Genomic DNA, 21,391 nt, shown 5'->3' on the forward strand with positions numbered 1-21,391 from the left:
ATCCGAACGTGCCACCGGACTTCAACCTTCCATTCGTTCTCAGTGTCGCAGGCGCCTTGTTGACAAGCGCGGTGGTGGCGTCTGTCTATGTTTGGCCGTTTGTGCGTGCGATGCCGCGCCACGATGCCCTGAGGCTCCTCGCGGCTTTCCACGCGTTCCGCTTCCTGGGGATGAACTTCATGGTGGCCGGGTTCGTCTCCCCGGAGTTGAACCCGGATTTCGCCCGCGAAGTCGGATGGGGAGATCTCGTCGCCGCCACACTCGCACTGATCTCAATGGCAGCGCTGTCCAGGCGATGGTCGATCGCCGTTCCCCTGGTCTGGATCTTCAACATCTGGGGCACGCTCGATCTCCTGAATGCGTATTACGTCGGCGCGACGCAGATTCAGAGCCCCGGCCTGTTCGGCGCCGGCATTTATATCCCGGCCCTTTACGTGCCTTTGCTGCTGGTCGGCCATGTCCTTGTCTTCATGCTTCTGCTGAAGCCGGACCGGCAGCACCGAGATCGTGACGCAACCGCCTGAAGGAATGCCGATGAACAGCAGCAGCATTTCCGCCGGCGTGGTTGCGCCGCATCCCGCCCGGCTCAGCCTGATCTACGCCGCCGTGTTTACGATCCTGTGGACCTGGTTGATCTACGCGTTGCCCGCACTTCCCGAAAGCGGGGTGCCGGCCGTGGGGGTTCGGCTGATCTCTTACGGCCTCCTCGCGCTCGGCTTATGGCTCGGCCTCGAACGCACGTCATTGACGCCGAAACAGCGCCAGGCGAGTTGGCTGTCCATCATGATTCCATTCACGCTATGGGCCACCGCAGCCTGGACAGCCGCCATCGACGGTGCGTTCCGCGCAGGTGCGTCCTCCCTTCCGCTGCTTCCCGCGGCGATGCTGCTGCCGGTGATCGTGGGCGCTCCCGTGCTGCTGATGTCGAAACGGATCGGACAGCTGCTCGACGCCATGCCGGCCACGTGGCTCATCGCCCTTCAGCTTTACCGCATCTTCGGCAGCCAATGGCTTGCCTATTGGCTGGGAGGGTCGCTGCCGGGCCTCTGGGCATTGCCGGCAGGAACAGGCGATGTGCTCACGGGCCTTTTCGCCATACCCGCGGCGATTGCCGTCGCAAGCGGAACGGCGGAGGGACGGCGCGCGGCGATCCTTTGGAATGTCCTCGGCCTTGCGGATTTCGCCGTCGCGATCACCTTGGGGATGATCATGTCGCCTGGCCCGTTTCAGCTGATCATGCCGCAGGGTCCGAGCATGGCTGTCGATAGCTTTCCGAATGTGCTGACGCCCGCTTTCGTGGTGCCAAGCTCGATCCTGCTGCACGCCCTGTCGCTGCGCCAGCTATTCCGTCGCCGCACCGCCGAGACGGTGTGAATGACGGCTGGGCGCGAACGAAGCATCCTCAAAACGGCAGCGCAACGCCGGTCTTGATTTCCTTCAGGACGACGTTGCTGCGGACGTAGCGGATGCCGGGGATGCGGAACATGAACTCGTCGAGGAAGCGGTTGTAGGCGACCATGTCCTGCACGACGACGCGCAAATGATAGTCCGCATCGCCCGTGGTCGCAAAACACTCCAGCACCTCGCGGCGCGTGGTGACGCGAGACACGAACTCGTCGACGAATTTGGCATCGTGCCGCTCCAGCGAGACGTGGAGGATGGCGGACATCGCGAAGCCCGCCTGCTCGCGCGCGACCAGTGCCGCATAGCCGCGGATGACGCCGCTGTCCTCGAGCGCGCGCACCCGGCGCCAGCAGGCCGAGGTCGACATGCCGACCTCATCGGCGAGCTGCTGGTTGGTGGCGCGGCCGTCCTTCTGGAGATGCGCGAGAATCCGCATGTCCTGATCTTCAATCATCGGGAGCCCTCAAATCGGTTAACTCTACCAGATTTCGGCTTTACAAGCAAAACCTCACCGATTTTACGCCCTGTCCGGGGATAGATAGGTAAGACCTACCAGCGCCCTGGGCTTACCCTGCGCCTATTCGGCAGGATGCCGCGCGAGGTCTGCCATGGACGCCATTCCGTCACTCGACGCCTACGAACTCTCCGACCGCTACGATCGCGCGGAGGGCCGCGTCTTCCTCACGGGCACGCAAGCGATTGTCCGCATCGCGCTCGACCAGGTCAGGCGCGACCGCGCTGCCGGCCTCAACACGGCCGGCTTCATCTCGGGCTATCGCGGCTCGCCGCTCGGCGGCATCGATCTCGAACTCTGGCGCATCCAGCAGCGGTTGAAGCAGGACCGCATCGAATTCCTGCCCGCGGTGAACGAGGACCTCGCCGCGACTGCTGTGCTCGGCTCGCAGCAGGTCGAGACCCAAGCCGACCGTGAGGTCGATGGCGTGTTCGGTCTTTGGTACGGCAAGGGCCCCGGCGTCGATCGCTCCGGCGACGCGCTCAAGCACGGCAATGCCTATGGCTCCTCGCCGCATGGCGGCGTGCTGGTGGTCGCCGGCGACGACCATGGCTGCGTCTCCTCCTCGATGCCGCACCAGTCCGACGTCGCCTTCATGAGCTGGTTCATGCCGACGCTGCACCCCGCAAGCGTCAGCGAATATCTCGAATTCGGCGAATACGGCTACGCGCTGAGCCGCTTCTCCGGCATGTGGGTCGGCTTCAAGGCGATCTCGGAGATCGTGGAGTCAGGCGCATCAGTCGCGCTGCGCCCGCGGCGCGCCTTCCGCACGCCCGACTTCACGGCGCCGCCGGGCGGCCTGCACTATCGCTGGCCCGACCTGCCGGGCCCGCAAATCGAGGAACGGCTGGAGGCGAAGAAGCACGCGGTCTACGCCTTCGCCAAGGCCAATCCGATCGATCGCCACATCTACGACGTCCCGAACGCCACCTACGGCATCGTCACCACCGGGAAGGCGCATCTCGATCTGATGGAAGCGTTGCGGCTGATGGGGCTCGACGAAGCCGCCTGTCGCCGCATCGGCATCGACGTCTACAAGGTCGGCCTGGTCTGGCCCTTGGCGCTGCACGACGCCATGGATTTCGTGAAGGGCAAGCGCGAGATCCTCGTGGTCGAGGAGAAGCGCGGCATCATCGAGAGCCAGTTCAAGGAATATTTCTACGACTATCCCGGCGCAAAGCCGGAGCGCATGGTCGGCAAGCACGACGAAACCGGTGCGCGGTTGATTTCGTGGATCGGCGAGCTGTCACCCCGTGCGCTGGCTGGCGTGCTCGCGCGCCGGCTCGATCCGATGTTCCCGGGCCTCAATCTTGCCGCACGCGCGGCCGCGCTGTTGCCCGAGGCCGCCCGCACGATCAACGTATCAGGCGCGACGCGCACGCCGTATTTCTGCTCAGGATGTCCGCACAACACATCGACAAAGGTGCCCGAGGGCTCGAGGGCGCTGGCCGGCATCGGCTGCCATTTCATGGCGAGCTGGATGGACCGCGAGACCTCGTCGCTGATCCAGATGGGCGGCGAAGGCGTGAACTGGGCGGCCTCGTCGCGATTTACCGGCCGCAAGCACGTGTTCCAGAATCTCGGCGAAGGCACCTATTATCACTCCGGCTCGATGGCGATCCGCCAGGCGATCGCGGCCAAGGCCAACATCACCTACAAGATCCTGTTCAACGACGCCGTCGCCATGACCGGCGGCCAGCCGGTCGACGGCCCCGTCAGCGTGCATGCGATCGCACACAGCGTGAGGGCCGAAGGCGTCGCGCGCATCGCACTGGTGTCGGACGATCCCACGCAATTCCTGTCAGCGGATCTGCCTGATGGCGTCACCATTCATCCGCGCGAGGAGATGGACACCGTGCAGCGCGAGCTGCGCGGGGTCGCCGGCGTCTCGGTCCTGATCTATCAGCAGACCTGCGCCACCGAAAAGCGACGCCGCCGCAAGCGCGGCGAGATGGCCGATCCCAAGCGCTTTGCCTACATCAACGATCTCGTCTGCGAAGGCTGCGGCGACTGCTCGGTCGAGTCCAACTGCCTCAGCGTCGAACCAAAGGAGACGCCGTTCGGCCGCAAGCGCCGGATCAATCTCTCGGCCTGCAACAAGGACTTTTCCTGCCTCAACGGCTTTTGCCCGAGCTTTGTCACCGTCGAAGGCGCCACACGCCGGAAGAAGAGTGCGAGCCAGATCGACGCGATCGGCCACGCGGCTACGCTTCCCCTGCCGCTCCCCACAACACTCGACCGGCCCTACGATCTACTTGTCACCGGCGTCGGCGGCACCGGCGTGATCACGGTCGGCGCGCTGATCGGGATGGCCGCGCATCTCGAACGCCGAGGCGTCTCGGTGCTCGACTTTACCGGCTTTGCGCAGAAATTCGGCCCCGTCCTGAGCTACATCCGGCTGGCCGCCAGCGCCGAAGCGCTGCATCAGGTTCGCATCGATCAGGGCGCGGCCGATGCGCTGATCGGCTGCGATCTCGTCGTCAGTTCCTCGCCCAAGGCATCCGGCACCTATCGCCGCGGCACCCGTGCCGCTATCAACACGGCGGAAATGCCGACCGGAGACGTTGTACGATTCCGCGACGCCGATCTCGCTTCGCCTGCCCGCCTGCGTGCGATCCGCCAGGTCATCGGGAACGACAATCTCGACAGCATCAACGCCAACCTGCTTGCCGAACTGCTGCTCGGCGACGCCGTCTACGCGAACATCATCATGCTCGGCTTTGCCTGGCAGCGCGGCCTGGTGCCGGTCTCGCTGCAAGCGCTGCTGCGCGCGGTCGAGCTCAATGGAGTCGCGGTCGAGCGCAACAAGCAGGCTCTTGCCTGGGGCCGGATCGCCGCCGCTGATCCCGATTTTCTGCCGAAGGCCAACGACCCGTCAAGGGCCGAGACGCTCGATCAGATGATCGCCCGCCGCGCCGACTTTCTCGCGGCCTATCAGAACGAAGCCTACGCGGCGCGCTACCGCGCACTCGTCGCGAAAGTTCGGAATGCCGAAGCAGGGCTCAACAGCGAGGCACTCACCGAGGCGGTTGCACGCGCCCTGTTCAAGCTGATGGCGTACAAGGACGAATATGAGGTGGCACGCCTGCACATGCAGAGCGGCTTCCTCGATGAGCTGAAGCGCGAATTCGAGGACGGCTTCAGCGTCCAGTATCATCTCGCGCCGCCGTTCCTGCCGGCTGGCCAGGACGCACGCGGCCGCCCGCGGAAGCGCGCTTTTGGCCAGTGGATCCAGATGCCGCTGGCGGTGCTAGCGCGGCTCAAGATCCTGCGCGGGACGCCATTCGATCCGTTCGGCTATTCCGCCGAGCGCCGCGCGGAACGCGAGCTGATGGCCTGGTACGAGGCCTTGATCGACGTGATACTCGCCAGGCTCGAGACCGCGCCTCTGACGGATCTTGCGGCCATTGCCGCAGCGCCGATGGACATTCGCGGCTACGGGCCGGTGAAGGACGCCGCAATCGCGAAGGTCAAAGCCGAGGTCGAGTCCTTGCTGGCGCAGCCATCGGATGCCCGAGCAGCCTGAGACGTGCGTCGACGAAAATAGGGACATCCACCGCGCCCCAGCCGAGGTAAGCTGGGGTGATCACCTTCGACGGGGGAACCTCATGCAACGCAGAACCGTTTCGCTCAATTCAACCATCGCCAGCCTCATCCTATCTACCGCCGCTCTACCGACAACCGCCGTTGCGCAACAGGCGCTCGATCTCGACCAGCTGACGATGACGCAGGCCGCGGCCGACATCTGCGCAGGCAAGGTCACCAGCAAGGCGCTGACATCGGCAACGCTTGACCGCGCCAGGGCCAATCCCAATCTCAACGCCTTCATCACGCTGGATGAGGCGGGCGCCATGAAGGCCGCCGAGGCCTTTGATGCGCGGCGCAGGAAGCGGCCGTGTCCGCCGCTTGGTGGCGTGCCCCTCGTGATCAAGGACAATATCGAGGTGGCGGGGCTGCCCTCCAGCGCCGGCACGCCGGCACTGAAGAGCTTCGTGCCGAACAAGGACGCGCCCGTCGCGGCGAGGTTGCGCGCAGCCGGCGCGATCATCATCGGCAAGACCAACATGCACGAACTGGCCTTCGGCATCTCCGGATACAATGCGGGCTTCAAAACCGGCACCGAGCCCGGCGTCCGCAACGCCTATGACAACAGCAAGATCGCGGGCGGCTCCTCCTCCGGAACCGCAGCCGCGATCGGCGCCCGGATCGCGACCGCAGGCCTTGGCACCGACACCGGCGGATCGGTCAGGATTCCCTGCGCGCTCAACGGTTGCGCATCGCTGCGGCCGACCGTCGGGCGCTATCCGCAGGAGGGCATCGCGCCGATCTCCCATACCCGCGATACCGCGGGCCCGATGGCCGCGACCATGACGGACGTGGCGGCGCTCGACCGTGTCATCGCCGGCGGCAACACGATCACACCTGCCGATCTGAAGCAGGTTCGCGTCGGCGTCGTGAAAGCGATGCAGGCCAATCTCGACGACGATACCGATGCCGCCTTCAAAGGGGCGATCGACAAGCTCAAGTCGCAAGGTGTCACCGTGGTCGATGTCGAGATGCCGCAACTCGCAGAACTCAACGGCAAGGTGAGTTTTCCCGTGGCAATCTACGAGGCCAACGCGGACATGGTCGCTTATCTCAAGCATACCGGCACCGGCCTCACGATCGAGGCCCTGGCCAAGCAAATTGCGAGTCCCGATGTGAAAGGCACCTATGATGGCCTGGTGATCCCGCACAAATTGCCCGGCCCGGACAACACGGTCGTTGACGGCAAGCCGGCCTATGACGCGGCGATCAAAACGGTCCGCCCGGCGCTCCAGGCGCTCTACCGCGACACGTTCGCGAAGAACAAACTCGACGCCATCGCTTTCCCAACCACGCCGAAAGTCGCGATCGACTCGAACCCCGATTCCAGCAGCCTGCCTAATTTCCTGCTCTTCATCCAGAACACCGATCCGGGCAGCAATGCCGGTGTGCCCGGCATCCAGATCCCGATCGCGCTAGGCGCTTCCAGCAAGCTGCCGGTTGGCCTCGAACTCGATGGGCCCGCCGCAAGCGATCGCCGCCTGCTCGCGATCGGAATGGCGATGGAGAAGGTATTCGGCCGCCTGCCGCCACCGACGCGTTAGGCTAGTCGTTGCGGCATGACCTGCGTCACCAGCGTCGCATCACGGCGGGCCAGACGAGGGACGCGCAAGCCTGGCGGGCAAACCGGAGCAGGGGAACCGAGTTCAGGATTTCCCGCGTCAGGCGTACGGATTGATCAGCTTCTGCTGCTCGGCGCTGTGATGCACGAGCATGTCGATGAAGGTCCGGACCTTCGCCGACAGATGATGGCGATGCGGATAGACCGCGTTCATCGACATCTCGACCGGCCGGTATTCCGGTAGCAGGCGCACCAGGCGGCCGGAATCGAGATCGTCACCGACCAAAAATCCCGCCGCGAGGCTGACGCCTGCGCCTTGCAACGCCGCCTCACGCAGGGCTTCGCCACTGTTGGTGATCAGATTGCCGGAGACGCGCACCGAGGCTGGCGTTCCCTTGCGGTCGAAGAAGCGCCACTCGTCGAAGGGGTAGTTGATGTGGCGCACGCAATTGTGCCCGGCAAGCTCTTCGAGGGTCTGCACGCGCCCATGCGCCTCGATATAGGAATGCGAGCAGCACAGCACGTGCCGCCAGGTCGCTAGGCTCCGCACGATCAGGCTGGAGTCGGGCGGCGCGATCATACGCAATGCGAGATCGAAGCCTTCCTCGATCAGGTCGACATTGGTCTCGCCCATGCGGAGATCGACCTTGACTTCGGGATAGGTCGCGAGGAATTCGACCATCACGGGCGCGACGAACGGGACCATGTGGGTGGCGGTGTGAATGCGCAACGTGCCGCGCGGCGTCGATTGCAGCGCGCCGGCGATGTCGTCAGCCTGTTCGAGATCGGTGAGGATCTGCGCCGAGCGATCGTAATAGGCCTTGCCGATTTCGGTGAGGCTCACTTTTCGCGTGGTGCGGTTCAGAAGCCGCACGCCGAGCCGGTCTTCCAGCGCCTGGACATGGTTGCTTACCATTGTCGTCGACATGTTGAGGCGGCGGGCGGCGGCAGAGAAGCCGCCGTTTTCGACCACGCGGACGAAGGCCGTGAGGCTGGTGAAGCGGTCCATGGCTCGAAGCTCCGATTATCCGCCATTGCTGGATAATGCTTCCATCAATTCCGGGATTATCACAACGGCCGGGACAACGCATGTTGCAGTCGTCAAGCAGCGCACTGTTCGAAACAGGCGCATGGAAATTCCGAGGGTGCGATATGTCGAACGCGGCCTATATTACTGAAACAACTGACGAAATTAACCTAAAACCGTCCCGCCGGGCGATCAAGCGGGCGGCCCTCGCGCTGGCTCTGGCGCTCGGCGTCGCTGCCGCCGGCGACTTTGGCTACAATTACCTGACCACCGGCCGCTACCTGGAATCGACCGACGACGCCTATGTGAAGGCCGATTCCACCATCATCGCCCCGAAGGTGTCGGGTTATATCGCCAAAGTCCTGGTCGGCGACAACGAGAAGGTCAAAGCCGGCCAGGTGCTGGCCAGGATCGACGACCGCGACTTCAAGGCAGCGCTTGGCCAGGCCCGCGCCGACGTCGCCGCCGCCGAAGCTTCGGTCCGCAACCTCGATGCCCAGCTCGAGCTGCAACAGCCTGTCATCGAGCAGAGCACCGCCGACGTCACCGCGGCCGAGGCCAATCTGAAATTCGCGCAGGAAGAGCGCGCCCGCTACGACGAGCTCATGAAGTCCGGCTCCGGGACGATCCAGCGCGCGCAGCAGACCGACGCGGCGCTCCGCGCCAGCAACGCGCAATTGCAGCACGCCAAATCGGGCCTGCTGGCTGCGCAGCGCAAGGTCGACGTGCTGACCACCCAGCGTGCGCAGGCCACGGCGCAGCTCGATCGCGCTCGCGCCGTCGCGGATCAGGCTGAACTGAACCTGTCCTATACCGAGATCACTGCACCTGTTGACGGAACGATCGGCGCCCGCTCCTTGCGCGTCGGACAGTACGTGCAGGCCGGCACGCAATTGATGGCAGTGGTTCCGCTCGACGCGGTCTACGTCGTCGCAAATTTCAAGGAAACCCAGCTCACGCATGTGCGCGCGGGCCAGCCGGTCGAGCTGCATGTCGACAGTTTCCGCAATCGCACGCTGCACGGCCATGTCGATAGCCTTTCGCCGGCCAGCGGACTTGAATTCGCGCTGCTGCCTCCCGACAATGCCACGGGCAATTTCACCAAGATCGTGCAGCGCGTGCCGGTGAAGATCGTGCTTGACGATCACAGCCTCACCGGCCTGCTGCGCCCCGGCATGTCGGCGGTGCCGACGGTCGATACCAAGGCGACCGTGGTGGCCGAGCGCGAGACCGCGAGGCGCGTTGCCGACAATTCGCCGCGTGCGAACGGCGGCTGACCCGGAACGTGGCAGGATCATCAAGTCTAGCGGGATGATCCTTCCCGGGCTTCCGGGATTATCGAAACCATCCGCCTAATGCATGCTGTCTCCGTATCCGAGACGAGGCTTCCATGAGCACGCTTCAATCGACCCTCGACGCCGCTTCCGCCACCGATCTCCCTGCCCCGGCTGCTGCTCCCGCCACGCCTGTTGTCTCTGCCAGAACGTGGATCGCGGTGATCGGCGCCACGCTCGGCGCGTTCATGGCGGTGCTGAACATCCAGATCGTCAACGCCTCGCTCGCCGACATCCAGGGCGCGATCGGCGCCGGTATCGACGACGGCGGCTGGATCTCGACCTCCTATCTGATCGCCGAGATCGTGGTGATCCCACTCTCGGGATGGCTCGCGCAGGTGTTCTCGATCCGGATCTATCTGTTGACCAACGCGGTGCTGTTCCTGCTGCTGTCCGCGGCCTGCGCGCTGGCGCAGGACCTGCCGCAGATGATCGTGCTGCGCGCCGTGCAGGGCTTTACCGGCGGCGTGCTGATCCCGATGGCGTTCACGCTGATCATTACCCTGCTGCCGCGTGCCAAGCAGCCGGTCGGCCTTGCGCTGTTCGCGTTGTCGGCGACGTTCGCGCCGGCGATCGGCCCGACCATCGGCGGCTATCTCACCGAAAATCTCGGCTGGCAATACATCTTCTACGTCAATCTCGTGCCCGGCGCGATCATGGTCGGCATGCTCTGGTATGCGCTCGACGCCAAACCGATGAAGCTGTCGCTGCTCGCGGAAGGCGACTGGGCCGGCATCATCACCATGGCGATCGGCCTGTCCGCACTGCAGACCGTGTTGGAGGAAGGCAACAAGGACGATTGGTTCGGCTCGCCCTTCATCGTCAAGCTCAGCGTGATCGCAGCCGTCGCACTGACCGCCTTCCTGATCATCGAGCTCACCGTGAAGAAGCCGTTGTTGAACCTGCGCCTGCTGGTCCGCCGCAATTTCGGCTTCGGCATGCTCGCGAATTTCCTGCTCGGCATTGCGCTGTACGGCTCGGTGTTCATCCTGCCGCAATATCTGTCACGCATCCAGGGCTACAATGCCGAGCAGATCGGCACTGTGCTGGCCTGGACCGGATTGCCGCAGCTCGTGCTGATCCCGCTGGTGCCGCGCCTGATGCAGAAGTTCGACGCGCGGGTCATCATCGGCGTCGGCTTCGTGCTGTTCGCGGGGTCGAATTTCATGAACATCTTCATGACCAGCGACTATGCCGCCGACCAGCTGCTGTGGCCCAATGTCGTCCGTGCCGTCGGGCAGGCGCTGGTCATGGCGCCGCTCTCGGCGGTCGCGACCTCAGGCATCGAGCCGGAGAATGCGGGTTCGGCGTCCGGCCTGTTCAACATGATGCGCAACCTCGGCGGCGCCGTCGGCATCGCGCTGCTCCAGACCGTGCTGACCAAGCGGGAGCAGTATCACTCCAACGTGCTGATGCAGTCGGTCTCGCTGTTCGAGCAGGCCACCCGCACACGGCTGGAACAGCTTACGCAATATTTCATGAATCACGGCGTGCTGGACCGTGCGGATGCCGCGCATCGTGCCTATGTCGCGATCGGCCATATCGTGCAGAAGCAGGCTTATATCCTCGCCTTCAGCGACACGTTCTATCTGCTCGGAATGGCGCTGATCGTGGCCCTGATCGCCGTGCTCTTCCTGAAGAAAGCTGGCCATACGTCGGCCGGCGGCGCCCACTGATCCCTCAACCAGCAAGGAGAACGACCATGAAACCCCGCATGAATTTCTACCAGGCCGCCCCCGATACGATGAAGGCGCTGATGGCATTGGAAGAGCAGATCCAGTCCACCGGACTCGAGAAATCGCTGATCGAGCTCGTCAAGATCCGGGCCTCGCAGATCAACGGTTGCGCCTTCTGCATCAACATGCACACCGAGGATGCGCGCAAGCGCGGCGAGACCGAGCAGCGCATCTATCTGCTCAACGCCTGGCGCGAGTCCCCGCTCTATACCGATCGCGAGCGCGCCGCGCTGGCCTGGACTGAATCCGTGACGTTGATTGCGGAGACGCACGCGCCCGACGACGTCTACGAAGAGGTTCGCGCCCAGTTCTCCGATGCCGAGACGGTCAACCTGACCGCGCTGATCGGCGCGATCAACGCCTGGAACAGGCTGGCGATCGCGTTCCGCTCGGTTCATCCGGTGAAGGTGAAGGCGTCGGTGGCGTAGGCGACAGGAACAGATCTGTCGGGTGGGCGAAGCGAAGCGTGCCCACGGCTTTTCAGCGAACTGGAGAGGTGGTGGGCACGGCGCAACAGCGCGTTTGCCCACCCTACCGCAGCCGAGTATGCGGCCTAAACCGCCGTCGCCTTGGCGAACTCCACATAGATCTCGCGCAGCCGCGTGGCCATCGGGCCGGGCTTGCCGTCGCCAACCTTCTTGCCGTCGATCGCGACCACGGGCTGCACGAACAACGAGGCTGAGGTGGCGAAGGCTTCCTTGGCGGCCAGGGCCTCCTCAACCGTGAAGGACCGTTCCTCGACGCGGAGCTGGCGCTCTTCGGCGAGAGCGACGACCGCCTTGCGGGTGCAGCCCGGCAGGATCGCATTGGAGTTCTTGCGGGTGACGATGACGTCATTCTTGGTGAGGATGAAGGCCGAGGACGAACCACCTTCGGTGACATAACCGTCTTCCAGCATCCAGGCTTCGCCGGCGCCGGCTTCCGCCGCGGCCTGCTTTGCCAGCACTTGCGCCAGCAGCGCGACGCTCTTGATGTCGCGGCGTTCCCAGCGGATGTCGGGCACGGTGATGACGTTGATGCCGGTCTTCGCAGATTCTGAGTTGATGATGTCCTTTTCCGAGGTGAACATCACCAGGCTCGATACGATTTCGGCCTTGGGGAAGGCGAAATCGCGGCCCTTGTCGGCGCCACGCGTGACCTGGAGATAGACGAGACCGCTCACCAGCTCGTTGCGGGCAATCAGCTCCTTCTGCAGCTCGGTGATGCGCTCGACCGTCTCCGGCAGCTTCAGCTTGATCTCGCCGACCGAGCGCTCCAGCCGCGCCAGATGCGAGGCGTTGTCGACCAGCTTGCCGTCGAGCACGGCCGAAACCTCGTAGATGCCGTCGGCAAACAGGAAGCCGCGGTCGAGCACCGAGATTTTCGCGTCCGAAAGCGGGACGAATGAGCCGTTGACGTAGGCGATCGAATCCAAGGCGGGTCTCCAGCAAAAAGGGATTTGGCGCCTTATACGCCAGTTGCGGGAAGCGATCACCCCTCGTTTCGTCATTCCGGGGCGGCGCGAAGCGACGAGCCCGGAATGACGTTGGAAATCAGTGCGACAAAATCTTGGACAAGAACTTCTGTGCGCGGTCGCTGCGGGGCTTGCCAAAGAAATCGTCCTTCAGCGCGTCCTCGACGATCTCGCCGCGGTCCATGAAGATCACGCGATTGGCGACCTTGCGGGCAAAGCCCATCTCATGGGTCACGACCATCATGGTCATGCCTTCACGGGCGAGATCGACCATGACGTCGAGTACCTCGCTGATCATTTCAGGATCGAGCGCCGAGGTCGGCTCGTCGAACAGCATCGCGATCGGATCCATGGCGAGAGCGCGCGCAATGGCGACGCGCTGCTGCTGGCCGCCGGAGAGCTGCGCTGGAAATTTCTTCGCATGCTCCTTCAGGCCGACGCGATCGAGCAGGGCCATGCCTTTGGTCATCGCCTTGTCGTGCGCCCGGCCCAGCACCTTCTCCTGGGCCAGGCAGAGATTGTCGATGATTTTCAGATGCGGAAACAGCTCGAAATGCTGGAACACCATGCCGACGCGCGAACGCAGCTTCGGCAGATCGGTCTTGGGGTCGTTGACCTTGACGCCGTCGATGCTGATGTCGCCCTTCTGGAACGGCTCCAGTGCGTTGACGCATTTGATGAGCGTCGACTTGCCCGAACCGGACGGGCCGCACACCACCACCACCTCGCCCTTGGCGACGCTCGTGGTGCAATCGGTCAGCACCTGGAAGGTCGGGCTGTACCATTTATCGACGTGGCTGATTTCGATCATGACGGGCCCTAGCGAAGGATGGCGATGCGCGACTGCAGGCGGCGGACGCCGTAGGACGCGATACAGGAAATGGTGAAGTAAACGACGGCAGCAAACAGGTACATCTCGACCAGACGACCGTCACGCTGCGCGACCTTGCTGGCAGCGCCGAGGAAATCGGTGATCGACAGCACGTAGACCAGCGAGGTGTCCTGAAACAGGACGATGGTTTGCGTGATCAGCACCGGCAGCATGTTGCGGAACGCCTGCGGCAGCACGACGTAGCGCATGGTTTGCGCGTAAGTCAGGCCGAGCGCGCTGGCCGCGGCCGGCTGTCCCCGCGAGATCGACTGGATGCCGGCGCGCATGATCTCGGAGAAATAGGCGGCCTCGAACATGATGAAGGTGATGAGCGAGGACGCGAACGCACCGACGCTGATCGGCCGCGAGGCGCCGGTCAGCCACTGTCCGATATAGGGCACCAGGAAGTAGAACCAGAAGATCACCAGGACCAGCGGCAGCGAGCGCATGAAGTCGACATAGAGGCCGGCGATCCGCCCGAGGGTCTTGTAGCCCGACAGCCGCATCAGCGCGAGCGCCGTGCCGAAAACCAGGCCGCCGAGCGCGGACAGCGCCGTCAACAACAACGTGAAGCTCATGCCCTCATAGAACAGATAGGGCAGCGCGCGGACGATGACATCGAAATCGAAATTGCCGAACATCGCGCTATTTCCCCGTGATGTAGCCGGGGATCGCGACGTAGCGCTCGAGGAAGCGCATCGCGGTCACGACGACGGCGTTGACGAGGAGATACAGAAGCGTGGCGGCGGTGAAGGCCTCGAACACCTGGAACGAGAATTCCTGCATCGAGCGCGCCTGTCCGGTCAACTCGAGCAGGCCGATGGTGATGGCGACCGCCGTGTTCTTGATGGTGTTGAGGAACTCGGAGGTCAGCGGCGGCAAGATGATGCGAAACGCCATCGGCAACAGCACGTAGCGATAGGCCTGCACCGTCGTCAGCCCGAGCGCTGTGGCGGCCATCTTCTGCCCGCGCGGCAGCGAGCCGATGCCGGCCTGCAATTGCACCGCGACGCGCGCCGACATGAAGAAGCCGATGCCGATCGCCGCGGTCCAGAACGGCGCATTCGGCAATTGCTTCAGCCAGAGGCCGGCCGATTTCGGCAGCAGCTCCGGCAGCACGAAGAACCACAGGAACAGCTGCACCAGCAGCGGCATGTTGCGGAAGAATTCGACGTAAGCGAAGCCGAACCAGCTGGCGGCTCTCGACGGCAGCGTGCGCAGCACGCCGACCACCGAGCCGGTGACCAGCGCGATGATCCAGGCCAGCAGCCCGGTTTCAAGAGTCAGCTCCAGTCCCGACAACAACAGGTCGAGATAGGTGCCGGTCCCCATCGGGTTCGGCTGGAAAAAAATTCCCCAGTTCCAATGGTAGTTCACGTGTCCCCCGCGCGAACGCGCCCTTCAGAGATGGTCGTTGGGCTTCCATGCAAATGTCCGACCACTCTGGTGTCAAGAGTGGTCGGACATGATCCCGACCGCAAGGTCGAGATTGATCTTACTTGTAGTCGTCCGGATTCGGCGAGTCCGAGGGCTTGGCGAACTCGTGCTTCAGCTCTTCCGACATCGGGGTGTTGAGGTTCAGTCCCTTCGGCGGGATCTTCTGCATGAACCACTTGTCGTAGATCTTCTCGCCCTCGCCGGAGGTGTAGAGCGCTGCGGTCGCCGCATCGACCACCTTCTTGAACGGCGCGTCATCCTTGCGCAGCATGATGCCGTAGGGCTCGGGCTTGGAGAACGCGTCCTTCGAGATGACGTAGTCGGACGGCGACTTCGAGCCGGCAACGAGGCTCGCGAGCAGGATGTCGTCCATGACGAAGGCGACCGCACGGTCGGTTTCCACCATCAGGAAGGCTTCGGCGTGGTCCTTGGCCGGGATGATGTTGGCGCCGAGCTTCTTCTCGACATTGGCTTCGGTCAGCTGCTTGATGTTGGTGGTGCCGGCGGTGGAGACCACCGTCTTGCCTTTGAGGTCGTCGATCGACTTCAGCCCGCTCGACTTCTTGAAGACGTAGCGGCTGGCGGTCAGGAAGTGGGTGTTGGTGAAGGCGACCTGCTTCTGGCGCTCGGCATTGTTGGTGGTCGAGCCGCATTCGAGGTCGATGGTGCCGTTCGCCATCAGCGGAATACGGGTCGCCGAGGTGACGGGATTGAGCTTCACCTCGAGCTTGTCGAGCTTGAGCTCCTTCTTCACGGCATCGACGATCTTGTAGCAGATGTCCATCGCGAACCCGACGGGCTTCTGGTTGTCGTCGAGATAGGAGAACGGGATCGAGGAGTCGCGGAAGCCGAGCGTGATGGTGCCGGTGTCCTTGATGTTCTTGAGCGTGCCGGTCAGCTCCTCGGCCCCTGCCTGGCTGACGGCGAAGGTCGCGGCGAGCGCGAGCCCGATGCTACGGAAATGTTTCACTTTTTTGTTCCCCTTTCAGGATGATGCGGCGAGATGCAAGCACAAATCAGGCCGGATTAGAATGTGACTTTCGGCTGGATGCCGGCTCAGATGAGTGGCCCGGGTAATTCCCCGAGATCCCAGAACAGCCCCGCCATCACCGTCAAGGCCTCCTCCGTCAATGGCAGCAGGATGTGCTCATTGGGCGCATGCTGGGAGCAGCCGGGATAGGAATGCGGGACCCAGATCGTCGGCAGGCCCAGGACTTCCGAAAACACGTCGTTCGGCAGCGAGCCGCCGAAGTTTGGCAGCACCGCCGGTGCCTTGCCGGTGGTGGTCTGCACTGATTCAGCCGCCCATTCGATCCACGGGCTGTCGAAATCGGTGCGGGAGGCGGCAAAGCTCTGGGCCGCCCGCACCTCGACCATCGGAAAGCCCTTTGCGACGAGGTGCGCGCGGACGGCATCGATCAGGCCATCGACCTTGGTGCCCACCACGAAACGCAGTTGCAGCACGGCATTGGCATGGCCGGGAATGGCGTTGGCCGGCTTCTCGATATTGCCCGAGGACATCGCCAGTACTTCCAACGTGTTCCAGGCATAGAGCCGCTCGGCCGCGGACAGGCCGTCCTCGCCCCAGTTCTCCGCAAGCTGTGGCTCGTCCTCGGTCGGAACGACCTGCACATCGGCCAGATAGCTGCGGATCTGGTTGGTCAGTCGCGGCGGCTTCAGCGCCTCGAGCTGAAGCCGGCCATGGCCGTCGACCAGCGTTGAAATCGCATTGACCAGGATGGTCGCAGGGTTGGCGAGCACGCCACCCCAATTGCCGGAATGATGACCGCCGTCTCGCAGGTTGACATCGAGATGAATGCGGATGCCGCCGCGGCAGCCCAGGAACAGGGTGGGCCGATCCGCCGACAGCCGCGGCCCATCGGAGGCCATGAACAAATCGGCCTTGAGCGCGTCGCGGTTGAGCTCGCAGACCTTGGCAAGATCAGGCGAGCCGATCTCCTCGCCCATCTCGACGATGAATTTCGCATTGAAACCGAGCTTGCCGCCACGAGCTTGCCGCACCGCGCGGAGTGCGGCCATGTTGATGCTGTGCTGGCCCTTGTTGTCGGCAGTGCCGCGGCCATAGAGACGAATGCCTGATGTCGTCGTGCGCCAGGGATCGCGGCCGTCGCGCCACTCGCCTTCCATGCCATCGACGACGTCGCCATGGCCGTAGACCAACACGGTCGGCGCCGACGCATTCTCGTGATGCTCGGCAAACAGGAACGGCGACTTGCCGCTCGGGGATTCGACCAGGCGGCTGCTGAAATCGAGCGCGGCGAAGGAGGGCATCATCTCCTGCTCCAGATAGGCGCGCAGCTCGGCGCCCCGCGACGGATTCTGGCTTTCGGTCTTGAAGCCGACGCGGCGGTCCAGTTCGGCGAGGAACGCACCGGATTTGAAGTCGTCCCGGGCGCGGGCGATGGCGTCGGCTCTGCTCATTCGTTTCGCTTCAACTGATGGAACGAGGCAACGTAGCGGACTACGCGGGCGCTCGAAAGTGGCGGGGACCGGCGATTTCCTTCTTGCTCTCTTGAGCCTGGCTTGCCAAGTGCAGACGTGCCGCGGATTTTGGCCTTGCCAGACGCAAGTTATATGCAAGAACGTCGCCAGGTTGGGGCGCACGTCTATCATTCGAAGAGCGCTCAGTACAGGGCGCCGAGGGACCAGCATGGCCAAGCAGATCAGGCTCAACGCATTTGCGATGAATTGCGTCGCACATCAGTCACCGGGACTCTGGACCCATCCGCGCGACCGCACCGCCGAATATAACCGCCTGCCCTACTGGATCGATCTCGCCAGGACGCTGGAACGGGGCCGTTTCGACGGCCTGTTCCTGGCCGACGTGCTCGGCGTCTACGACGTCTATGGCAGCAGCCCTGACGCAGCCTTGCGCAATGCTGCGCAGACGCCGTCGAACGAACCGCTGCTGCTGCTTTCGGCGATGGCGGCGGTGACGAAAAACCTCGGCTTCGGCGTCACCAGCAACCTCTCGTTCGAGCCGCCCTATCCGTTCGCCCGGCGGATGTCGACGCTTGATCATCTCACCGAAGGCCGGATCGGCTGGAACGTCGTCACCGGCTATCTCGACAGCGCCGCACGCGGCGCCGGCAAGGACAAGCAGACCGGGCATGACGATCGCTACGACATCGCCGACGAATATATGGAGGTGGTCTACAAGCTCTGGGAAGGCAGCTGGGAGGATGATGCGGTGCTGCGCGATCGCAAGCGCGGTATCTTCACCGATCCCAGCAAGGTTCATCGCATCAATCATGAGAGTGCGAATTACCGCATCAACAACACCATCCATCTCAGTGAGCCATCGCCGCAGCGTACGCCGGTGCTCTATCAGGCCGGCACCTCGCCGCGCGGCCGGCAGTTCGCGGCCAAGCACGCCGAATGCGTGTTCATGTCGGGACCGTCAGCCAAGATCATTGCGCCGCGCGTCGCCGCGATCCGCCAGGAGGCTGCCGCACTCGGCCGCAACCCGGCCGAGATCCTCATGTTCAACATGATGACGATCATCCTCGGCAACACGGAAGCCGAGGCCGCGGCGAAATATGCCGACTATCGGTCGCATATCAATCCGGAAGGCGCGCTCGCCTTGATGTCGGGATGGACCGGCATCGACTTCTCCGGCTACGAGCTCGATCAGCAGGTCCGTCACGTCCAGAACGATGCCGGCCGCAGCGCCCTGGACAACGTCACCCGCGGCGATCCCGACCGGGTCTGGACCGTGCGCGATGTCATCGAGCATGTCGGCATCGGCGGAGCGGGCCCGGTCGTGGTCGGCACGCCGGAAAGCGTCGCGGACAAGATCGAGGACTGGTTCGAAAAGACTGACGTCGACGGCCTCAACGTCGCCTTTGCGATCTCGCCCGGCGATTTCGAGGATATCTCGGACATGCTGGTGCCGGAGTTGACCAGGCGCGGGCGGTACAAGAAGGAATATGCTCAGGGGACGCTGCGGGAGAAGCTGTTTGGTGGCGGACGTGCAAGGCTGGATGCGCCGCATCCGGCGGCGGGGTATCGGGTGGGCAAGAAGGGCTAGGCGGAAAGTTGCGCCACACCCCGGGCTGTCGTCCCTGCGAACGCGGGGACGACAAGTGGCTACACTTTCCCGTCCACCATCACCTCGATCAGCTTCGTTCCGGGCCTGCCAAATGCCGACGCCAGCGTCGCTTTCAGCTCGCCGGGATCGCTGATCTTGATCGCCTCACAGCCCAGCGCCTTCGCGACACCCGTGAAATCCACCGGAGGATCGGCGAAATCCATGCCGACGTAATTATCGTCACCATGGAAGGCGAGCAGCCGCTGCTTGATGATGCGGTAGCCGCCGTTGTTGGCGATGACGACATTGAGCGGCAGCTTGTGATGCGCCGCCGTCCACAGCGACTGGATCGAATACATCGCGCTGCCGTCGCCGGAGAAGCAAACCACGGGGCGATCCGGATTGGCGATGCTGGCGCCGACCGACGCCGGCAGGCCCCAGCCGATGCCGCCCGAGGCGAGGCCGTGATAGCCGTAGCGGTCGCGATGCGGGCGCAGCGCCGTGACCTGGCGGCTGGAGGTGAGGCCTTCGTCGACGAGGATGGCATGGTCGGGCATGGCGTCGACCATTTGCAGCACGAGATAATCGGGATCGATCGGAGAGCGGCCCGCGCTCTTGCCGATCTGCTCAATCAGCGCCGCGCGGCGCGCGGTCCAGTTCTTCGGCGCGAGCTCGGCAAGGCGCTGCCCGGCGCGGCTCGCGAGCGTCGCACCGCCCATCTCTTTCAGCACCGGGATCAGCGCGCGCAGCGTTTCCTTCACATCCGCCTTCAACGCGATCTCGGCACCGTAGTTCTTGGCGATCTCCCAATCGACAAGGCCGATCTGGACGATGCCGAGTCCATCGGGCAGCGCATCGATCTCGCTCTGGACGGACATGCGCAGCGGATCGCCGCCGAGCGCGATCAGGAGATCGTAGGGCGCCAGCGTATCGCGCGCGAGCTTCTGTACACGCGCAAGCGTGCCGATGAAGCTCGGGCTCTCCGACAGGAAGTGCGAGCCATAGGGCGTCGAGGACTGGTAGGCGGCAGCACCCAGCAGCTCGGCGAGTTCGGCGGCCTCTTTCAGAGCGTCGCTCTTGACCACCTCGTCCATGGTGACGATGACGGGGCGCTCGGCCTTCAGCAGCCGCGCGGCAAGCGCCCTCAGCGCCTCGTCTGATGGCTTTGTGCGCGCGTCGATGCGGGTGGAGCAGCCGAGGTCGATGCCGGCCTCGCTGTTGAGGATGTCGCCCGGCAGCGAGATGAACACCGGCCCGGTCGGCGGCGTCATCGCAACCTTGGCGGCGCGACGCACGATGCGCGGCAAGTCCTCCAGCCGCGTCACCTCGACCGCCCATTTCACCAGCGGCTCGGCCATGCGCACCAGCGGACCATAAAGCACGGGCTCCATCAGTCCGTGGCCCTGCTCCTGCTGTCCCGCGGTGAGGATCATCGGCGTGCCCGTGAACTGCGCGTTGTAGAGCGAGCCCATCGCGTTGCCGAGGCCGGGCGCGACATGGACGTTGCAGGCGACGAGCTTTCCGGAGGCCCGGCTATAGCCGTCCGCGATCGCCACCACCAGGCTCTCCTGCATCGCCATCACATAGGTGAGGTCGGGGTGATCCTTCAGAGCATGCATGATCGGCAGCTCGGTGGTCCCGGGATTGCCGAACAGATGCGTGATGCCTTCGTCCTTGAGCAGCGCGAGAAAGGCGGAGCGGCCCGTGATCTTGTTCTTCATGTTTCCTCCAGGAGCGGACGTTGCCGCAAGGACGGAAGCATGATGGCCGAAATCTTGGCGTACGCGCAAGGAAGCGCGGTCATGGCTGCATTGCGAGGGAGCGGCGCTACATCTCCTCGCGCCCCAATTCGAACGGATCCTCACCGCCCGCGCGCTTCTTCTTTTTCGAGCGCTGCCAGACCACACCGCGAAAGCCCTTCAGCGGCACCAGCGGCTCGCCGGTATAGGCCCATTCCTGCAACTCCTCGATCGCGATGTGATAGAGCGGCTGGCGGCCGGTGCGCTCCTTAAACAGCGCGCGAGGAATGTTGACCATGTGGGGACCGCGCGGGCGCTCATAGGCGATCGGCGTGCCGCAATGCGAGCAGAAGCTGCGCGCCGTCCTGGTCGCCTTGTCCTCGTAGCGGGTCAGCGCTGTCCGGCCCGACGTGATGCGAAACCGCTTCTTCCAGCTGCCGACATAGGTGGCATAGGCGGCGCCATGGGCGCGGCGGCTGGCGGCGGAGTGATCGTGCCAGGCCCATCGCGCAGGGACGTCGATCTCGAACGTGACCTTGCCGCACAGGCACTGGCCGGTGGCGGTTCCTGCGGCGACTGCGGCTTTGGCCATGATGGTCTCTCCGTCGTCATTGCAAGCAGCTCGGGACAAAATTGCGTAGCAATTTTGCGCTGATGCGACGAAGCAATCCAGGCTGTT

Annotated in this window: 18 protein-coding genes; 8 read left to right on the forward strand and 10 right to left on the reverse strand. The window is 63.9% G+C overall.

What is annotated here, in order from left to right; all coding sequences use genetic code 11:
- The first annotated feature begins 8 nt into the window (after positions 1-8).
- Together ACVW16_RS13750 and ACVW16_RS13755 are read left to right on the forward strand one after the other, a co-directional pair.
- Positions 9-524: a hypothetical protein gene (locus ACVW16_RS13750; RefSeq protein WP_456699733.1), complete on the forward strand. Its 516-nt coding sequence runs from the start codon at positions 9-11 to the stop codon at positions 522-524.
- Positions 525-534: 10 nt separating this feature from the next.
- The gene (locus tag ACVW16_RS13755) at positions 535-1,374 is read left to right on the forward strand and encodes an MFS transporter (RefSeq protein WP_456737226.1); all 840 of its coding nucleotides are present in this window, start codon (positions 535-537) and stop codon (positions 1,372-1,374) included.
- A gap of 28 nt (positions 1,375-1,402) precedes the next feature.
- Here ACVW16_RS13755 and ACVW16_RS13760 read toward each other — a convergent pair whose 3' ends face one another.
- Positions 1,403-1,858 carry an Lrp/AsnC family transcriptional regulator gene (locus ACVW16_RS13760; RefSeq protein WP_456699735.1) on the reverse strand — a complete coding sequence of 152 codons (456 nt, stop codon included), beginning with the start codon at positions 1,856-1,858 and terminating at the stop codon, positions 1,403-1,405.
- A 154-nt stretch (positions 1,859-2,012) separates the two neighbouring features.
- On the opposite strand from ACVW16_RS13760, the gene ACVW16_RS13765 reads away from it, so the two are divergent.
- Both ACVW16_RS13765 and iaaH read left to right on the forward strand, forming a co-directional pair.
- On the forward strand, positions 2,013-5,444 hold the full coding sequence (locus ACVW16_RS13765) for an indolepyruvate ferredoxin oxidoreductase family protein (RefSeq protein WP_456737225.1): 3,432 nt from the start codon (positions 2,013-2,015) through the stop codon (positions 5,442-5,444).
- An 82-nt stretch (positions 5,445-5,526) separates the two neighbouring features.
- A complete protein-coding gene (gene iaaH / locus ACVW16_RS13770) occupies positions 5,527-7,047 on the forward strand; it encodes an indoleacetamide hydrolase (RefSeq protein ID WP_456737224.1) in 1,521 nt (506 codons plus the stop codon).
- A 117-nt stretch (positions 7,048-7,164) separates the two neighbouring features.
- On the opposite strand, the gene ACVW16_RS13775 is transcribed toward iaaH, so the two are convergent.
- Complete coding sequence (locus tag ACVW16_RS13775) at positions 7,165-8,073, reverse strand: LysR family transcriptional regulator (RefSeq protein ID WP_092229896.1); 909 nt, start codon at positions 8,071-8,073, stop codon at positions 7,165-7,167.
- A gap of 143 nt (positions 8,074-8,216) precedes the next feature.
- Here ACVW16_RS13775 and ACVW16_RS13780 point away from each other — a divergent pair, with 143 nt between their 5' ends.
- The 3 genes from ACVW16_RS13780 to ACVW16_RS13790 all read left to right on the forward strand — a co-directional run bounded on the left by ACVW16_RS13780 (position 8,217) and on the right by ACVW16_RS13790 (position 11,589).
- A complete protein-coding gene (locus ACVW16_RS13780) occupies positions 8,217-9,368 on the forward strand; it encodes an HlyD family secretion protein (RefSeq protein ID WP_456737223.1) in 1,152 nt (383 codons plus the stop codon).
- A gap of 113 nt (positions 9,369-9,481) precedes the next feature.
- Entirely contained in the window at positions 9,482-11,101 is a 1,620-nt protein-coding gene (locus ACVW16_RS13785) for an MDR family MFS transporter (RefSeq protein ID WP_456737222.1), read from the forward strand.
- Positions 11,102-11,127: 26 nt separating this feature from the next.
- Complete coding sequence (locus ACVW16_RS13790; protein WP_456699740.1) at positions 11,128-11,589, forward strand: carboxymuconolactone decarboxylase family protein; 462 nt, start codon at positions 11,128-11,130, stop codon at positions 11,587-11,589.
- A gap of 125 nt (positions 11,590-11,714) precedes the next feature.
- Here ACVW16_RS13790 and ACVW16_RS13795 read toward each other — a convergent pair whose 3' ends face one another.
- From ACVW16_RS13795 to ACVW16_RS13820, 6 genes are all read right to left on the reverse strand, one after another.
- On the reverse strand, positions 11,715-12,575 hold the full coding sequence (locus ACVW16_RS13795; RefSeq protein WP_456737221.1) for a D-amino-acid transaminase: 861 nt from the start codon (positions 12,573-12,575) through the stop codon (positions 11,715-11,717).
- Between the two features lie 118 nt (positions 12,576-12,693).
- Entirely contained in the window at positions 12,694-13,425 is a 732-nt protein-coding gene (locus ACVW16_RS13800; RefSeq protein ID WP_456737220.1) for an amino acid ABC transporter ATP-binding protein, read from the reverse strand.
- Positions 13,426-13,433: 8 nt separating this feature from the next.
- On the reverse strand, positions 13,434-14,126 hold the full coding sequence (locus ACVW16_RS13805; protein WP_456737219.1) for an amino acid ABC transporter permease: 693 nt from the start codon (positions 14,124-14,126) through the stop codon (positions 13,434-13,436).
- A 4-nt stretch (positions 14,127-14,130) separates the two neighbouring features.
- Positions 14,131-14,862 carry an amino acid ABC transporter permease gene (locus tag ACVW16_RS13810; protein WP_456699744.1) on the reverse strand — a complete coding sequence of 244 codons (732 nt, stop codon included), beginning with the start codon at positions 14,860-14,862 and terminating at the stop codon, positions 14,131-14,133.
- 118 nt (positions 14,863-14,980) lie between these two features.
- The gene (locus ACVW16_RS13815) at positions 14,981-15,892 is read right to left on the reverse strand and encodes an amino acid ABC transporter substrate-binding protein (RefSeq protein ID WP_456699745.1); all 912 of its coding nucleotides are present in this window, start codon (positions 15,890-15,892) and stop codon (positions 14,981-14,983) included.
- Positions 15,893-15,978: 86 nt separating this feature from the next.
- Complete coding sequence (locus ACVW16_RS13820) at positions 15,979-17,364, reverse strand: M20 family metallopeptidase (RefSeq protein ID WP_456737218.1); 1,386 nt, start codon at positions 17,362-17,364, stop codon at positions 15,979-15,981.
- A 229-nt stretch (positions 17,365-17,593) separates the two neighbouring features.
- On the opposite strand from ACVW16_RS13820, the gene ACVW16_RS13825 reads away from it, so the two are divergent.
- A complete protein-coding gene (locus ACVW16_RS13825; RefSeq protein ID WP_456737217.1) occupies positions 17,594-18,973 on the forward strand; it encodes an LLM class flavin-dependent oxidoreductase in 1,380 nt (459 codons plus the stop codon).
- A gap of 59 nt (positions 18,974-19,032) precedes the next feature.
- Here ACVW16_RS13825 and ACVW16_RS13830 read toward each other — a convergent pair whose 3' ends face one another.
- Both ACVW16_RS13830 and ACVW16_RS13835 read right to left on the reverse strand, forming a co-directional pair.
- A complete protein-coding gene (locus ACVW16_RS13830) occupies positions 19,033-20,694 on the reverse strand; it encodes a thiamine pyrophosphate-binding protein (RefSeq protein WP_456737216.1) in 1,662 nt (553 codons plus the stop codon).
- A 106-nt stretch (positions 20,695-20,800) separates the two neighbouring features.
- Positions 20,801-21,304, reverse strand: a complete 504-nt coding sequence (locus tag ACVW16_RS13835) for a GFA family protein (RefSeq protein WP_456737215.1) — start codon at positions 21,302-21,304, stop codon at positions 20,801-20,803.
- Positions 21,305-21,391 lie beyond the last annotated feature (87 nt).

This window comes from Bradyrhizobium sp. USDA 4474 (genome assembly GCF_054057515.1).

What these genes read in the sequence shown, in the direction of transcription:
- ACVW16_RS13755 (WP_456737226.1), top strand. Translation starts at nt 535, where the DNA reads ATGAACAGCAGCAGCATTTCCGCCGGCGTGGTTGCGCCGCATCCCGCC.
- ACVW16_RS13760 (WP_456699735.1), bottom strand. Translation starts at nt 1,858, where the DNA reads ATGATTGAAGATCAGGACATGCGGATTCTCGCGCATCTCCAGAAGGAC.
- ACVW16_RS13765 (WP_456737225.1), top strand. Translation starts at nt 2,013, where the DNA reads ATGGACGCCATTCCGTCACTCGACGCCTACGAACTCTCCGACCGCTAC.
- iaaH (WP_456737224.1), top strand. Translation starts at nt 5,527, where the DNA reads ATGCAACGCAGAACCGTTTCGCTCAATTCAACCATCGCCAGCCTCATC.
- ACVW16_RS13775 (WP_092229896.1), bottom strand. Translation starts at nt 8,073, where the DNA reads ATGGACCGCTTCACCAGCCTCACGGCCTTCGTCCGCGTGGTCGAAAAC.
- ACVW16_RS13780 (WP_456737223.1), top strand. Translation starts at nt 8,217, where the DNA reads ATGTCGAACGCGGCCTATATTACTGAAACAACTGACGAAATTAACCTA.
- ACVW16_RS13785 (WP_456737222.1), top strand. Translation starts at nt 9,482, where the DNA reads ATGAGCACGCTTCAATCGACCCTCGACGCCGCTTCCGCCACCGATCTC.
- ACVW16_RS13790 (WP_456699740.1), top strand. Translation starts at nt 11,128, where the DNA reads ATGAAACCCCGCATGAATTTCTACCAGGCCGCCCCCGATACGATGAAG.
- ACVW16_RS13800 (WP_456737220.1), bottom strand. Translation starts at nt 13,425, where the DNA reads ATGATCGAAATCAGCCACGTCGATAAATGGTACAGCCCGACCTTCCAG.
- ACVW16_RS13805 (WP_456737219.1), bottom strand. Translation starts at nt 14,126, where the DNA reads ATGTTCGGCAATTTCGATTTCGATGTCATCGTCCGCGCGCTGCCCTAT.
- ACVW16_RS13820 (WP_456737218.1), bottom strand. Translation starts at nt 17,364, where the DNA reads ATGAGCAGAGCCGACGCCATCGCCCGCGCCCGGGACGACTTCAAATCC.
- ACVW16_RS13825 (WP_456737217.1), top strand. Translation starts at nt 17,594, where the DNA reads ATGGCCAAGCAGATCAGGCTCAACGCATTTGCGATGAATTGCGTCGCA.
- ACVW16_RS13830 (WP_456737216.1), bottom strand. Translation starts at nt 20,694, where the DNA reads ATGAAGAACAAGATCACGGGCCGCTCCGCCTTTCTCGCGCTGCTCAAG.
- ACVW16_RS13835 (WP_456737215.1), bottom strand. Translation starts at nt 21,304, where the DNA reads ATGGCCAAAGCCGCAGTCGCCGCAGGAACCGCCACCGGCCAGTGCCTG.